The organism is Candidatus Spongiihabitans sp., from assembly GCF_965247905.1.
In the GTDB taxonomy this organism is placed as follows: domain Bacteria; phylum Pseudomonadota; class Gammaproteobacteria; order Arenicellales; family Poriferihabitantaceae; genus Spongiihabitans.
Genome location: NZ_OZ252047.1, coordinates 606,827 through 619,801, shown reverse-complemented (window position 1 = coordinate 619,801; position 12,975 = coordinate 606,827). Strand labels below are relative to the sequence as shown.

Here is a 12,975-nt window from a genome sequence, read left to right as displayed (position 1 = left end):
TTATTTTCGCTGTAAAATCAAAATTGATTCTGTGTTTATTGAATTTTTTGAATGAATCATATAGCCCTTTTGAACTGACATGGAAATCTTTTCAATTAATTCAAAATTGCTTTGTTCTGCAATTAAACCAATAAAATCATCTGTTGCGATATTGATATTTTCCTTTCCTGCTGTTGTGCGATTATTGCCTACAACAAAAAATGCAAGTTTTCCTTTCTTTAACACATAGGAAACTTTCTCAATTCCGATCCGCATATCCATGAAATATTTATAAAGTAAAGCAGCGGTGTTCTTCCTTCTGAAACCAACATCTGAATTTACATTGAGTAAATAGATTTTTTTCAACAAAGAAACCACGTCTTTCGGCAAAACAGAAGATTTAAAATTGGACTCAAGTTCCTTGTCAAGAATCAATCGATTTGATTTTGTGATTTCCCTATTGCCAATTAAAGATTTTTCCAGTTTTCTGAAACTACTTCTATCTGTGTATCCAAAAGCAAACAAGGATAGACGGTCTGTATCCACGTAAGGAAGAGCGGTCGCATAAGGCGGAGAGGTAATAACAACATCAATTGAATTTTTGTTTAGGTTTGTGCTTTCCATCAAACTTCTAACGTCACCCAAGTAATTCTGCACGTTGGAATTTAACTTAAAGCGGTTTAGTGACTGAAATTTTTCAAGTATCTCGATTTGTTCATTAAGATTTTTTTTAAATGTTTCAATAAGGTTTTCAGGAGGGGCGTCTGGACGCCGTCTTATTCTTAGCTGTGAGGGGTCTTGAAATGAAAACTCCTTTAACATATTGCTCAATACAACTTTTGCAAATAGTTCCGCTGTTTCGGTAGGCAATTTTTTAATAATATTTTGAATTAAAATTATTTTTTTTAGATTGTGCTCAGGAAACCAATTTTGTAAATACTCAATATCAAGATAATTGTTGCATTCTTTAAATTTAATTTCTTCCCAATCATAATTTTCTTTTAGATTTCCAAATGACTTGCTTACTTGCATTAAATCTTTTTGTTCTAACAAAAGGCTTTTCACTTTTGCTTTAGCCAATAAGAAAGCGATCGGGTTAATATCAACGCCAATGGCATTTGCGCCAAACAAGAAACTTTCAACTAATGTAGTCCCGCTCCCACAAAAGGGGTCCAAAACTGTGTCGCCCTTTTTGATACAAGCATAATTCATAAATGCTTTTGCAAGCTGTGGGTAAAATCTACCTTTGTATTCGTGAGCCGAATGAGTCAAATAACGAACTTCCCGTGTTTTGTTCGGTTTAATATCCTCAAATAAGTCTTTTTGTTTAGATTTACGGCAATTCTCAACCAATGTTTGATCGGTTAGAATGCTTATTTTTTCGAACTGCCCATTTTGATAGTGAAATTCACTGTAAAAAGTAAGTTTCTTTAATTTTTGTTCGTCCAGAAGTTTATTTGTTGTAAAGGAAATTCCACTCTCATTTATCGATTTGTCCCTTACTGTTGGAAACTGGTTTTCAAACTCCCTTAAGGCGAGTTCTTTCTCATAGTCTCTTAACTTGTACTTTGAAAAGTCAATTTGATATTCAAACATGATTATTTTAAGTTCTTGAATATTAAAATTTTTTCAGTTTTTATATTTCCGATTTTCGGGTTGAAAGATTTTCTGTTTGACTTTAAATTTCTTGAATACTCGGTTACAAAGTTGAAATCGGTGTTTAAGGCTGCTTGTTTCAGTATTTCATTATTCTTAATGTTTCTCCCTTTCAAAATTGAGTCACCAATCACAAAAACTAAATAGCCATTTCGTTTAAGAATATTGGCTGTGTTCAATAAACATTTTTCCATATCTTTCATGAAATCGAACTCGTTAGGTCCGTTTTTCTTTGAATAGTCAGCGTGCGCTCCGATTTCAGACCTACGCAGCTTATGTGGATTCATGCCCAACCAAAATAACCTGTATTTGTGATACAGATGGTAGTCATAAGCATTGGGATATGGTGGGGAAGTTACTGATAAGTCGGCAGAATTTTCTTCGAAAATATTTCCTATTCGAGTATCAGCAACTTTAAAAACAGATTTTCCGTTTTTGATGAACTCGTTTGATGATGCAATAATTTTTCTCAATTTATTGATTCGCTTTGAGAATTTATTATAAGTGTCAAAATAATTGATTGTTTTCTGAACTCTTACATATCGCGTGTCGCTATCCTGTTTCGAAACATTAATAATTACTCCCGAAAGCGACACATAACAAAAATTAATTAAATCTTGGTCATTTAATTTTTCAACCTCTTCCTTGATTATGGCAAGTTCATCTATTACAAAATCCTCAAACCACATATTAAGATTCATAATATCAGGTTTCTTTATGTCCTTTTTCCCTCCTGAATATAGCAAGTCAATACGAATATATATTTTGTGCAATAGATCATCAATCAGTAAAAACTTTTTGTTTGGAATAGGTGTTGTCTTAACTTTTGAAATTAGAACCGCAAGTTCGTTAACATCATTTCCAATCGCATCGCGCCCTAAAATATTTGCTTCAACAGCAGTTGTTCCGCTACCTAAAAATGGATCGTAAACTGTATCTCCTTTGTCTGATAGTTGCCTGATGAAGTTTCTTGGAATCTGGGGAATGAATTTTGCGGGGTATGGGTGCATTGCATTTGTTGCATTGTTTGTCAATGCTTCTGCAAAGTCCCATCCAATTTTATCAAGTGCCTCAAACTTAGCTGTTTTTTCTTCAGCAATTTTCATAACATCCAATTCATTTCATTCGCATCACCAGCAATCAACCATCCCGCATTGTGTTTGCGGTTCTTTTTATGGGTTTAATCCAGAGCCATGTTAGGCGTATATTAATCGATTATACTCGCGCAGTACAATATGTTTCTAAACTGATACATAAGGGAGTGGAAATAAGCCATTTGAGTCATAGACTCTACGCAGTATAGCAATTTCGGCGTAAAATAAATCCCCAATATATGAGGCTTTATTTTTGTCGGCATGGTACCCGGAGCCGGACTTGAACCGGCACGATGTTGCCATCGAGGGATTTTAAGTCCCTTGCGTCTACCAAATTCCGCCACCCGGGCAAACGCCGCCTGCTTTAATGATATGACCTGCTATATGACCTGGAGGCTGAGCCCGGAATCGAACCGAGGTCAACGGCTTTGCAGGCCGCTGCATAACCACTCTGCCACTCAGCCCCTGACCAACAAACCCGATATGGAGCGGGAAACGAGACTCGAACTCGCGACCCCAACCTTGGCAAGGTTGTGCTCTACCACTGAGCTATTCCCGCATATCCGACATACCGCCATAGTCAACTTGAGGGGGTGTTGATTCTATTCAAGCATAGGGCAGTGTCAATAGCAAAGTCATTGAATTTTTCCGCCCCGCTTTATTCTGACTTGGCCTTTTCCAGCAGATAGGGCATCGCTGACTTTAAATAAACCCACATTGACCACAGGGTGAGTATGGCGGCAAAATAAAAAGCGATCTCGCCGACACGAAACACGGGTATGCCCATTATAGGCTTGGCGTACAACAAAAGCCCGATGGCGACCATTTGAAATACGGTTTTGACCTTTCCCAACACCCCCACCGCCACCATACCCCGTTCCCCGAGTTCCGCCATCCATTCGCGCAAAGCGGAAATCACGATTTCCCGGCCAATAATGACGCATACCGCAACCGCAAACGGCATCGGGTGGAACACTCGGCCAAGCACCGCGGAATCCGAAACCAACAGCACCAGCGCGCTGGAGACGATCAGTTTATCCGCCACCGGATCCAGGAAAGCGCCGAGCAGCGAGGTTGCATTCAGCCTTCTTGCAAGAAATCCGTCTAACCAATCGGTTACTGCCGCGAGCACAAATACACTGGTGATTATCAGCTCTCTTTTTTCCGATGACCAAAAGTAAGCAATCACCAATACCGGGATCAGCAGGATTCTCAACAAGGTCAGGCTATTTGGGATATTCAGCATGGTTGTTTTGCCGCTGTCGTTACGCTCACCGCCCAACTATTTTGATGATTCATTTTAACGCGGCGAGTTTAAGGGATTCTCGCCGGCTCTGGAATGGTGGAACCCCTTATTGAGCGCGCTAATCATGCAACTGGTTATAAATTCGCTGCGCCAGTGCCGAACTGATTCCCGGGACTTTGGCCAGGTCCTCTTCGCCAGCGCGCGTTACCTCGCGCAATCCGCCGAAATACCTTAACAGATTGCGCCGCCGTGCAGCGCCCACGCCCTCGATTTGCTGCAATGGCGAGTCGGTGCGCGCCTTGGCGCGGCGTTGACGATGTCCGCTAAGGGCAAAGCGATGGGCTTCGTCGCGAACGCGCTGTATCAGATGCAGCGCCGCCGACCCCTTGCTGTGCATTATGGCGCCGGGCATTATAGCGCGCATGCTGCCGAACAGGTGAAGCTGTTCTTCGCAAGGACGGCGTGCGCGGCCCTTGGAGACCGCCAATAACACCACTGAACCCAGAATCTGCAACTCCTCAAATACCCGCGCGGCCACGCTCAACTGACCCTTGCCGCCATCGATAATGACCAGGTCCGGCAGCTTGCCGTCGTCCTGCAACACCCGTTTGTAACGCCGTTCCAGGGTCTGCTGCATGGCCGCATAATCATCTCCCGGTTCGATTCCTGCAATATTGAATTTCCGATAATCCGACTTGACCGCGCCCTGGCGGTCGAATACCACGCACGACCCGACTGCGCGCTCGCCCATGGTGTGGCTGATGTCAAAACATTCAATCCGGGCCGGGACTTCGTCCAAAGACAATAAATCCGTCAACGCCGCAAACTGCGCATCAATCTGGCTGCGCTGGTTGAGATGAGCGCGCAGGTGATCGGCGGTGTTGACGCGCGCCGATTCTATCCAGCGCGCGCGATGGGCGCGGCAACGGTGCTTGATGGCAACCTTGCTTTTATTCTCAATTGAAAATACCTGTTGCAAAGCGCTTCTGCTGGCAATTTTTTCGCTGAGCAATATTTCCGCCGGCATGGTTGAGCCGAAATAATTCTGCGGCAAAAACGCTTCCAGCAGCTCGGCGGCGGCCAGATCCAGCGGGTTTTTTTGGATGTGGAAACGGCCGCCCAGATTGCGCCCGTGGCGGATCGATACCACCCCAAAACACACCTTGTCGGACTCAAGCGCCACCGTTACCACATCGGCGTTGGCGCGTCCCGATGAAACATATTGCTTGGCCGTGGCGCGTCGCAGCAGCGCGATGCGGTCGCGGTAGTGCGCCGCGGTTTCATAATCCAGTTTGGTTGACGCGCGTTCCATCTTGCCGGCCAGTTCATCGAGCAGGGCAAAATCCCGGCCGCCCAGCATGGCTTTCGCCTGACGCACATCGTCGAGATAATTTTCGCGCCCAATGCGCCCGACGCAAGGCGCGCTGCAGCGCTTGATTTGATACTGCAGGCACGGGCGGCTGCGGTTGCGAAAAAAAGCGTCGTTGCATTGCCGCAGACGAAAAATTTTGTGGATTTGCGCGAGCATTTCGCGCACCGCGGCGGCGTTGGGATAGGGCCCGTAATACTGGTGCGGGCGCGGGCGTCGGCCACGATAAAAAGAAAACCTTGGAAACCGGTCTTGCTCGCTCAGGCGAATATAGGGAAAGCTTTTGTCGTCGCGCAAGGAGATGTTATAACGCGGCTTGTGCGCCTTGATCAGATTATTTTCCAGCAGCAAGGCCTCGCTTTCGGTGCGGGTTTGCTGGGTTTGCGCGCGCTGGATTTTCGACACCATCAACCTCGTCTTCGGGCTCAGCCCGGCGCTTCTAAAATAACTTTGCAGGCGTTTTTTCAAGTTGCTTGCCTTGCCGACATACAACGTTTTTTCGCACCTGTCGATGAAAATATAAACGCCTGGTTTTTCCGATGCCGTGTCCAGAAATGCTTTGCGGTCAAAATTGTTGTCGGCTTCAGTCACGCGCAATGTTCGCTCACTCAGAATGGATACGCAGAATGGATGCGTTGAAAAACGGCGTCAAACATCGGCGCGGTTAATCGACGTGCGCGCGTATTATAAAGGCATTGCCTGCGGTTTTGGTCATGCCGCTGATTGTTTGCAAGTAGTATACAATTCATGCTCTTGTCAATCCCATAATTGCCCATAATCGCCCATAATCGTTTTGCAAAATGAAAATCTCGGCCTTTGATGCGCGCCTCGGCAACCTGTTGGAATATCACGGCAAGCTATGGCGCGTGCTCAAGAAAAGCCATGTCAAGCCCGGCAAAGGCGGCGCCTTCGTCCAGCTGGAGCTGAAGTGTATCAGCGATGGCGCTAAACTCAACGAGCGATTTCGCTCCGAGGATAAAATCGAGAAAGCCCGGGTCGAGCCGCGGCGGATGCAGTATTTATACGCCGACGGCGTGGCGCATGTTTTTATGGATGTCGAAACCTACGAACAAATCGGGCTGGCGGCGGCAGATTTTGAAGCCCAGGCGCCTTTTTTGTTGCCGAATACCGAGGTGCGCATCAACTTTCACAACGACATTCCCATCGGCGTCGAACTGCCGACCACGGTGGTGCTGCAAGTGCGCGAAACCGACGGCGCGGTAAAAGGCCAAACCGCTTCGGGCGGCGGCAAGCCCGCAACCCTGGAGACCGGCCACAAAGTCACCGTGCCGGTGTTCATCAACGTCGGCGAAAAAATCAGGGTGAATACCGATACCGGCGCGTATGTGGAGCGGGCTTAGGCGGGACCTGACCAACCTTATCTTGGTTCGTTATTAGCGGGTGAACCTGATAATGGCGGGCCGGAGAGCCGGAATGACGGCGGGGGTCGAGACCGTCTCGACTTGAGTGAACCGGCGTCGGCCAACCCGGCGGGTTGGTTACAGGTCAATTTCGGTGCACAGCGGAAAGTGATCGGAGGCGATGGCGTTGTCATCGACATAACAATCGCGCACCCGGTGTTGTAGCGAGTTGCTGACAAAACAATAATCCAGCCGCGCCGGTTCGCCGTTGACATCGCTGGTGAAACCGCCAGCAAAGTCATGCCCGGCGGCGCACCACGCATCGACAAAACCTTGGGGATTGGCAATGCGTCCACCGTAGTCGCTGACTGGTCCTACCAGCAGATCATACTCCGGCGAATGCGGCTGAAAGTTGAAATCGCCCAACATAATCGCCTGGTCCGGAACTATTTGCGCACCGGCGCTCGCGCCATTCGCCCAATCGAAACCGCGCAAGTCGCCGGAAATTGGCGCGCCTTCAAACACGGCGTTGCGGTGAAAGGACAACAACGCCTCGACCTGCGGCAGCCGCGTGGCGGATGATAAGTGGGTGAGATGAACCGAGTACACGCGCAGCAGACGCGCGCCGCATTGCACCGTAGCCTCAATCGTTGAACGCTGAATGCTTAACGCATCGGTGCTGCCGCGCTTTGGCAGCAGGTGGTGTCGTGCACTTAGAATCGGCTGGCGACTCAACAGCATATTGCCAAACTGGTGGCGCGCGTTTTGCGCCGCCGTGCCGCCGGCAACGTGCACATCCACACCGGCGCCATAGACCCAATAATAATCGCGCAAGCCGTCGGCAATAACCTGCACCTGATCGACATTGCCGCGCTGCGGACACAACCGCTCCACTTCCTGCAAGGCGATGAGGTCGGCGCCGGCGATCGCGTCGATGCTGCGTCCGAGATCGACTCGACCGTCCTTGCCCTTGCCGTATTGAATATTATAAGTGACGAATTTCATTGGTTATGCACGTCTGCGCGCTTGTCGTCGATCACCGTAACCCGGTTCATGCAGCGATAGGCCGGGCGTAATCGGCCACCGCGTAGTGCTGGCTGGCGCGATTGTCCCACATCGCCACGGCCCCCTTGGACCAGCGAAAACGCACCTGAAACTCCGGCCGGTTGGCGTGGTGGTAAAGATACCGCAACAAGCGGTCGCTGTCGAGGGTGGATAGGCCAACCAGGTGTCGGGTGAAAGACTGGTTGACATAGAGTATCGGGCGGGTGGGCGCGTGCGGCGGGCTGCATTTCAAGGCGCCGATTCCGCCAATCCAGCCGCTTTTCGCCTGTTCGCAAACCAGTCCTCGGCAAATGCACTAACAGAGGACTATTTCATGAACAAGAAACTACTCGCGGCGATTGCCGCAACAACTATGGCGGGGGCTGTCGGATTTGCGTCGGTTGCGGCCGCTGAAGCGACTTTTTATGGCCGGGTGGTCGCCGGCGCGGTGTATACAGACGGTGACAAAAAAGGTGATGATGGTGCGTGGAATCTTGGTGCGGTCGGTGAAGATTCTGCTAATAACGGTTTTGCCAGCAGTCGCTTCGGCTTCAAAGGTGAAACTGACCTTGGCAACGGTATGAGCGCCGGCTTTAAGATTGAGCGTGAAATTGATGGCGGTGATGCTCTTACCCAACGTCACAACCTCGTTTACCTCAGCGGCGGTTGGGGTAAGTTGACCCTCGGTAATCAGTGGAACCCGTATTTGAACGCGCGCCACTGGGATCAAACTAACTTCAACGGTGGATGGTGGGGCCATGGCGAAGGCTATCGTCATGAAGGTATCAACTATTCCATGAGTTCTGGTCCGTTCAGTTTGAACATCATGGCGACGGCTCATAAAGAAAACACCCCTGGCACAACGCCTACGGTTGCTACCCCAGTCAGCAATACCGTCATTCCCGCTACAGTGGGAGATGCTTCCGACGATAGTGATAGCGTGGACGGCTGGATTTTCAATGCCGCATATAACTTAGGTGCAGTCGTTATAAATGTCGGGCATCACGCCACCAACAAAGATGTGAAGGTGATCGAAGCGGCGGCGAATGGTACGTCGACTGCGGCGGATCTGGAAACGGAACACATTGCGGGCAGGAAGGCCGTTGATGCAGCAGATGCTTACCGTGACAACACTGCGATTGGTATCAATGGCTCAGTCGGTAGGATGGACTGGTATCTCGCGTATCAAACCAGTGAGTTGAATACCAGCGGCTACGAGAACGATGTTGACTCAATCGGCGGCTTCCTGAGCTTCAATGTGGGCGAGCGGGACATCTTCTACGTATATCGTGTCAATCACTCCGCCGACCGGATTAGCTATGATGCAGATGGTGACGAGGCTCTTGGCAAAGACTACACCGAATCCATTGTCGGTTATTCCCGGTCGATTGGACCCGGCGTAAAGTTCATTGCCGAGTATGAAACGCGTGACACCGACCTTGGCGGCGCTGGTAGCAAGCCAAGCATTCTGGCATTGGCTATCAAATTGGACTTCTAATCCCTTCCAATCTTTTCCAGAACAGGGGCGTCCTTCGGGACGCCTCTTTTTTTCGCCCTCGCAATGTCGCGCAAGGTTTTCGTCCGCATGAATTCCACGCAACATCCCGGTTTTTCGCCCGCATCACAAGGCGCAAGGCACACGCCACCCGGCCCGTCATTATCGGGCTTGACCCGATAATCCAGTCAAACACAAGCGGCGAAGCCGCACCACATAGGAATGACGGCCCAGACACGGCGGCGATGGCGGTTTTTCCATCCCGCAATCAGCGCTGTTGCATCCGCTGCCAAAAAGTGCTTTACTCAACCTCCCAATCACTCACATAAAGGATTATCACAATGAACAGACCAATGACCGCACTCGCATTCGACACCCACCAAGCCGTGAAAAACCTGCAGCAAACCGGTGCCGACGAGGCGCTGGCCGAAGCCGTGGTTGCCACTATCGGCAACGCCTTAGGCGAGAGCGTCGCGACCAAGCTGGATATACAGGAGGTCAAGGACCAGATAAGCCCTTGAACAAAGCGTCAAGGCCGAGATACAGGAAGTCAGGAGCGAGATAAAAAGCGTCAAAGCCGACATGGTAAGCATGGGACAAACCATGAACACGCGCATGAATAGCATGGAAAAGGACATGGCGAACATGGAACAACGCCTAACCATTCGTCTCGGCGGGATTATGGCCGTTGGCATCGGCGTACTCATCGCCATCATGGTGCTGTTTCAGTTCGGGCTAAATTGACCGCGCGGTTGCCAGCGCAAGTCGCGCCATTCCCGCCCTGTGTTGCGGAGGGTGTGCTATACTTTCATAAGTAGCGTAGCAAACAAGAAGAGAGAAAATGATATTAACCGACAATATGATTCGGGCGGCGGTCTCCGCGGGCACTGTAAAAATAGAGCCTTTTGACGCGGCACAAATTCAGCCGGCATCTTATGATTTAAGAATCGGGCCGGTCGCGGCGGTCTCTTCCATCCACGGCAAAGTTGATGTGGAAGCAAATGGATTTTTGGAGATGACACCGGGCGATTTTGCCATTGTGGTCTCCGAGGAAACCATCACATTAGACAACCAACACACCGGCCGCTTTGGTTTGCGCAGCAAATGGGCGCGCAAAGGCTTGATCGCGACCACGGGGCCCCAGATTGATCCCGGATTCACCGGCAGATTGAACATCGGGCTGACCAATCTCACCAGCAAAAACATCGCCCTCTCGCACCTTGATGATTTTCTTACGGTGGAGTTTCACAAACTTTCCGAACCGGCAAAAGTCCCTTATTCGGGCGTTTATCAAAACCAATCATCCCTCTCCAACGAAGATTTAGAGACGGTGTTGGAGCGCGAAGTTATGTCGCTTTCTGAAATGAATACCACCCTGCGCGCGTTAACCGCCAGCGTAAATGGTATGGAAAAAGCTATTGCCTCAATAGAAAGATCCATCTCCTCAATGCGCTGGTTTGTGGGCGCGGGGATTGGGAGCATGGGCGTGGGAATCGCCATTATTGCCGTCATCACGGGGCTCAAATAAGCACTCCTTAATTTCGACCATCCAGTTCGGCGCGGTTCTCGGGGCCGCGCGGGCAAAAAAAAGAAGTATCCCGAAGGATGCCTTTTTTCGTCCACCCACCAAATGGACTGTGTCTGTTTGACTCCCCCTCAATGGGGGAGTGATTCTTTCTGATGCCTACGCAAGTTTTCGCCCACGTTCCGCGCGTTTTCATTCACGTTCCCACGCCCTCTGTTGTCGTCATCACCGCACCATCGTCGCCACGTCCGCCGTTTCGCACCGCTCCCCACCGTCGTCATTCCGCGTAGCGGGACACGACCGCCAAGGACGGTGGAAGTGCAAATAATGCAGGGAGCGATTATTTGCCGACCGCCAAGGATGGCGGAAGTGCAAATAATGCAGGGAGCGAAAATCTGTCAACGCCATAAGCCCAAGGTGTGTACCGGACTCGCCGTTATTCCTAATGTGGTGCGGCTGTCGCCGCTTGTGTTTGACTGGATTATCGGGTCAAGCCCGATAATGACGGGGTGGGGAGATGGAATCCAGGCCAGGCCGCCTCTCCGTCGTCATTCCCGCCCTTCACACCCCGTCGTCATTCCTGCGGAAGCAGGAATCCAGTCAATTATTCGTTCCCCGCTTCCGCGAGGACAGGCTCCGCGTAGCGGGACACGACCGCCAAGGACGGCGGAAGTGCAAATAATGCAGGGAGCGATTATTTGCCGACCGCCAAGGATGGTGGAAGTGCAAATAATGCAGGGAGCGATTATTTGCCGACCGCCAAGGATGGTGGAAGTGCAAATAATGCAGGGAGCAAAAATCTGTCAACACCATAAGCCTAAGGTGTGTGCCGGACTCGCCGTGATGACCATCACCGCGTATGGTATATTTACTTATCGTTGTTATTTATTTAGGTTCAAGATACTTTAAGGTATAGTGAAATGGTCATAACTAATTGTTCTATAAATGAAGAACAAGCATGTCATTCGCTGCCGAATTTCGGGGAATAAATTCAGGGCGATTCCACGGCTGTTTTGCCTTGATATCGAGGCTTGCGAAGTCGCACAAATCACCGGCATCTCTGGCCCGGCGACCAACCGATTGTATGCTCAAATCAGACAACGCATCGCCGGGCAATGCGAGCATATGCGTTCACTGATTCATTGCCCGTTTTGCTCCTTTCCAGCGGTGTTTTAGCACCGCCCTCTCGGCCGTCATTCTCGCCGGCAGGCGGAAAGAATCGCCCTCCTTGCCGTCATTCTCGCCGAAGGCGGGAATCCAGTTAAATATCTGTCACGCGTAGCGTGACTCTTTATTGGCATCCGGCTTTGCCAGACACAAACCGGCGGCTACGCCGCAAAGGAGTCCGGCTACGCCGGACGGTTTAATAACTGGATTGCCCGGCCAATAATAATAATATGGGCCGGGCAATGACGAATTAAGGTAATAGAGCGCGTTTTAGTGTCACGCTTTGCGTGACACTTATTTACCATTGTCTTCTCAAAAGGACTCATCGCCTTCCGATTCACCATTGTCCCCCCAGCCCGTCATTCTCGCCGCAGGCGGGAATCCAGTTAAAATATGTCGTCCGGCGTAGCCGGACTCCTTTGAAAGAGTGTGAGTTTCGCTTCAATATGCGCCACGAAAATGGGTGTCAATATCTGCTAAAATCTATCCGAAATCATCCTTTATAGTATCTTGAACCTTTATTTATAACTGCAGTATATTTACCGTGCTCAAGTCAGCGTTTACACCACGACCAAATCAGTGGGGAGATCTAATGAAAGCTAAACCTAACGGCAGCAAACAGCAAGAGATCGATAAAAACTTTGCTTACTTTGAGTCGGTCCAACCGACTTTGCTCGAACAGCATCGCGGACGATATGCGTTGTTGCGACACGAAAAGATCGTCGTCATCTACGACACCGCGCGCGACGCGAAACTAACGGGCGAGCAGTTGTATGAAGATGGTCTGTTTTCCATTCAGGAGGTGGGCGCGCCGCCGATTGATTTAGGTTTTTTCTCGCATGTCGCACCTCTGGGGTAGATACGACAACTTCCAGATATTTTTGCATGTCGCGGTAGTCGCCGTTGATTTTGATCAGCCCGCGACGCCTCCCGCAAAATTACCCGTCACGAAATTCAAAGCACTGCTGGACACCGGCGCGCAGAGAACAGCCATCAGCAATGCGGTTGCAACGGTAAAATAATCCGCCATGCTTTTTAC

Annotated in this window: 15 protein-coding genes, 3 tRNA genes and 1 pseudogene; 8 read left to right on the top strand and 11 right to left on the bottom strand. The window is 49.7% G+C overall.

Translation table 11 applies throughout. The annotated features are described in order from the left end of the window. The 7 genes from ACP158_RS03020 to uvrC all read right to left on the bottom strand — a co-directional run bounded on the left by ACP158_RS03020 (nt 1) and on the right by uvrC (nt 5,935). Nucleotides 1-1,575, bottom strand: coding sequence for a DNA methyltransferase (locus ACP158_RS03020; protein WP_424947505.1), 1,575 nt, complete (start codon nt 1,573-1,575; stop codon nt 1-3). A 2-nt stretch (nt 1,576-1,577) separates the two neighbouring features. Further along, nucleotides 1,578-2,741: a DNA methyltransferase gene (locus ACP158_RS03015; protein WP_424947504.1), complete on the bottom strand. Its 1,164-nt coding sequence runs from the start codon at nt 2,739-2,741 to the stop codon at nt 1,578-1,580. A gap of 250 nt (nt 2,742-2,991) precedes the next feature. Continuing rightward, nucleotides 2,992-3,079, bottom strand: a tRNA-Leu gene (locus ACP158_RS03010). A 40-nt stretch (nt 3,080-3,119) separates the two neighbouring features. Beyond that, a tRNA-Cys gene (locus ACP158_RS03005) sits at nt 3,120-3,193 on the bottom strand. Nucleotides 3,194-3,213: 20 nt separating this feature from the next. After that, nucleotides 3,214-3,288: transfer RNA gene (locus ACP158_RS03000), tRNA-Gly, on the bottom strand. Nucleotides 3,289-3,387: 99 nt separating this feature from the next. Further along, complete coding sequence (pgsA, locus tag ACP158_RS02995) at nt 3,388-3,975, bottom strand: CDP-diacylglycerol--glycerol-3-phosphate 3-phosphatidyltransferase (RefSeq protein ID WP_424947503.1); 588 nt, start codon at nt 3,973-3,975, stop codon at nt 3,388-3,390. Between the two features lie 118 nt (nt 3,976-4,093). Continuing rightward, nucleotides 4,094-5,935 (bottom strand): excinuclease ABC subunit UvrC, encoded by a 1,842-nt coding sequence (gene uvrC, locus ACP158_RS02990; protein ID WP_424947502.1) that lies wholly within the window; start codon nt 5,933-5,935, stop codon nt 4,094-4,096. Between the two features lie 209 nt (nt 5,936-6,144). On the opposite strand from uvrC, the gene efp reads away from it, so the two are divergent. Continuing rightward, nucleotides 6,145-6,705: an elongation factor P gene (gene efp, locus ACP158_RS02985; RefSeq protein WP_424947501.1), complete on the top strand. Its 561-nt coding sequence runs from the start codon at nt 6,145-6,147 to the stop codon at nt 6,703-6,705. A gap of 138 nt (nt 6,706-6,843) precedes the next feature. Here the strand turns inward: efp and ACP158_RS02980 are convergent, their stop codons facing one another. Further along, a complete protein-coding gene (locus ACP158_RS02980; protein WP_424947500.1) occupies nt 6,844-7,710 on the bottom strand; it encodes an endonuclease/exonuclease/phosphatase family protein in 867 nt (288 codons plus the stop codon). 46 nt (nt 7,711-7,756) lie between these two features. Then, nucleotides 7,757-8,002, bottom strand: a complete 246-nt coding sequence (locus ACP158_RS02975) for a TauD/TfdA dioxygenase family protein (RefSeq protein ID WP_424947499.1) — start codon at nt 8,000-8,002, stop codon at nt 7,757-7,759. A gap of 81 nt (nt 8,003-8,083) precedes the next feature. Between ACP158_RS02975 and ACP158_RS02970 the strand changes: the two genes are divergently transcribed. The 5 genes and pseudogenes from ACP158_RS02970 to ACP158_RS02950 all read left to right on the top strand — a co-directional run. Next, nucleotides 8,084-9,247: a porin gene (locus tag ACP158_RS02970; RefSeq protein ID WP_424947498.1), complete on the top strand. Its 1,164-nt coding sequence runs from the start codon at nt 8,084-8,086 to the stop codon at nt 9,245-9,247. A gap of 350 nt (nt 9,248-9,597) precedes the next feature. Continuing rightward, entirely contained in the window at nt 9,598-9,765 is a 168-nt protein-coding gene (locus ACP158_RS02965; protein WP_424947497.1) for a hypothetical protein, read from the top strand. A gap of 61 nt (nt 9,766-9,826) precedes the next feature. Next, nucleotides 9,827-9,988 carry a hypothetical protein gene (locus ACP158_RS02960; protein WP_424947496.1) on the top strand — a complete coding sequence of 54 codons (162 nt, stop codon included), beginning with the start codon at nt 9,827-9,829 and terminating at the stop codon, nt 9,986-9,988. A 97-nt stretch (nt 9,989-10,085) separates the two neighbouring features. After that, nucleotides 10,086-10,772: a dCTP deaminase gene (gene dcd / locus ACP158_RS02955; protein WP_424947495.1), complete on the top strand. Its 687-nt coding sequence runs from the start codon at nt 10,086-10,088 to the stop codon at nt 10,770-10,772. A gap of 942 nt (nt 10,773-11,714) precedes the next feature. Beyond that, nucleotides 11,715-11,811 (top strand): annotated as a pseudogene (locus ACP158_RS02950) (IS1595 family transposase); the annotation flags it as partial. Between the two features lie 230 nt (nt 11,812-12,041). Here ACP158_RS02950 and ACP158_RS02945 read toward each other — a convergent pair. Next, the gene (locus ACP158_RS02945; RefSeq protein ID WP_424947494.1) at nt 12,042-12,179 is read right to left on the bottom strand and encodes a hypothetical protein; all 138 of its coding nucleotides are present in this window, start codon (nt 12,177-12,179) and stop codon (nt 12,042-12,044) included. Beyond that, on the bottom strand, nt 12,119-12,241 hold the full coding sequence (locus tag ACP158_RS02940) for a hypothetical protein (RefSeq protein WP_424947493.1): 123 nt from the start codon (nt 12,239-12,241) through the stop codon (nt 12,119-12,121). Before ACP158_RS02940 ends, ACP158_RS02945 begins: the two co-directional genes overlap by 61 nt. 287 nt (nt 12,242-12,528) lie before the next feature. On the opposite strand from ACP158_RS02940, the gene ACP158_RS02935 reads away from it, so the two are divergent. Together ACP158_RS02935 and ACP158_RS02930 are read left to right on the top strand one after the other, a co-directional pair. After that, nucleotides 12,529-12,795, top strand: coding sequence for a hypothetical protein (locus ACP158_RS02935; RefSeq protein ID WP_424947492.1), 267 nt, complete (start codon nt 12,529-12,531; stop codon nt 12,793-12,795). After that, nucleotides 12,776-12,958, top strand: coding sequence for a hypothetical protein (locus ACP158_RS02930; RefSeq protein ID WP_424947491.1), 183 nt, complete (start codon nt 12,776-12,778; stop codon nt 12,956-12,958). The genes ACP158_RS02935 and ACP158_RS02930 overlap by 20 nt, the downstream gene beginning before the upstream one ends. Nucleotides 12,959-12,975: the final 17 nt, after the last annotated feature.

Coding starts and splice junctions, on each gene's coding strand:
- ACP158_RS02970 (WP_424947498.1), top strand. CDS start 8,084: ATGAACAAGAAACTACTCGCGGCGATTGCCGCAACAACTATGGCGGGG.
- efp (WP_424947501.1), top strand. CDS start 6,145: ATGAAAATCTCGGCCTTTGATGCGCGCCTCGGCAACCTGTTGGAATAT.
- ACP158_RS02960 (WP_424947496.1), top strand. CDS start 9,827: ATGGTAAGCATGGGACAAACCATGAACACGCGCATGAATAGCATGGAA.
- ACP158_RS03020 (WP_424947505.1), bottom strand. CDS start 1,575: ATGTTTGAATATCAAATTGACTTTTCAAAGTACAAGTTAAGAGACTAT.
- ACP158_RS03015 (WP_424947504.1), bottom strand. CDS start 2,741: ATGAAAATTGCTGAAGAAAAAACAGCTAAGTTTGAGGCACTTGATAAA.
- ACP158_RS02980 (WP_424947500.1), bottom strand. CDS start 7,710: ATGAAATTCGTCACTTATAATATTCAATACGGCAAGGGCAAGGACGGT.
- dcd (WP_424947495.1), top strand. CDS start 10,086: ATGATATTAACCGACAATATGATTCGGGCGGCGGTCTCCGCGGGCACT.
- ACP158_RS02940 (WP_424947493.1), bottom strand. CDS start 12,241: ATGGTAAATAAGTGTCACGCAAAGCGTGACACTAAAACGCGCTCTATT.
- ACP158_RS02930 (WP_424947491.1), top strand. CDS start 12,776: ATGTCGCACCTCTGGGGTAGATACGACAACTTCCAGATATTTTTGCAT.
- ACP158_RS02935 (WP_424947492.1), top strand. CDS start 12,529: ATGAAAGCTAAACCTAACGGCAGCAAACAGCAAGAGATCGATAAAAAC.
- pgsA (WP_424947503.1), bottom strand. CDS start 3,975: ATGCTGAATATCCCAAATAGCCTGACCTTGTTGAGAATCCTGCTGATC.
- ACP158_RS02965 (WP_424947497.1), top strand. CDS start 9,598: ATGACCGCACTCGCATTCGACACCCACCAAGCCGTGAAAAACCTGCAG.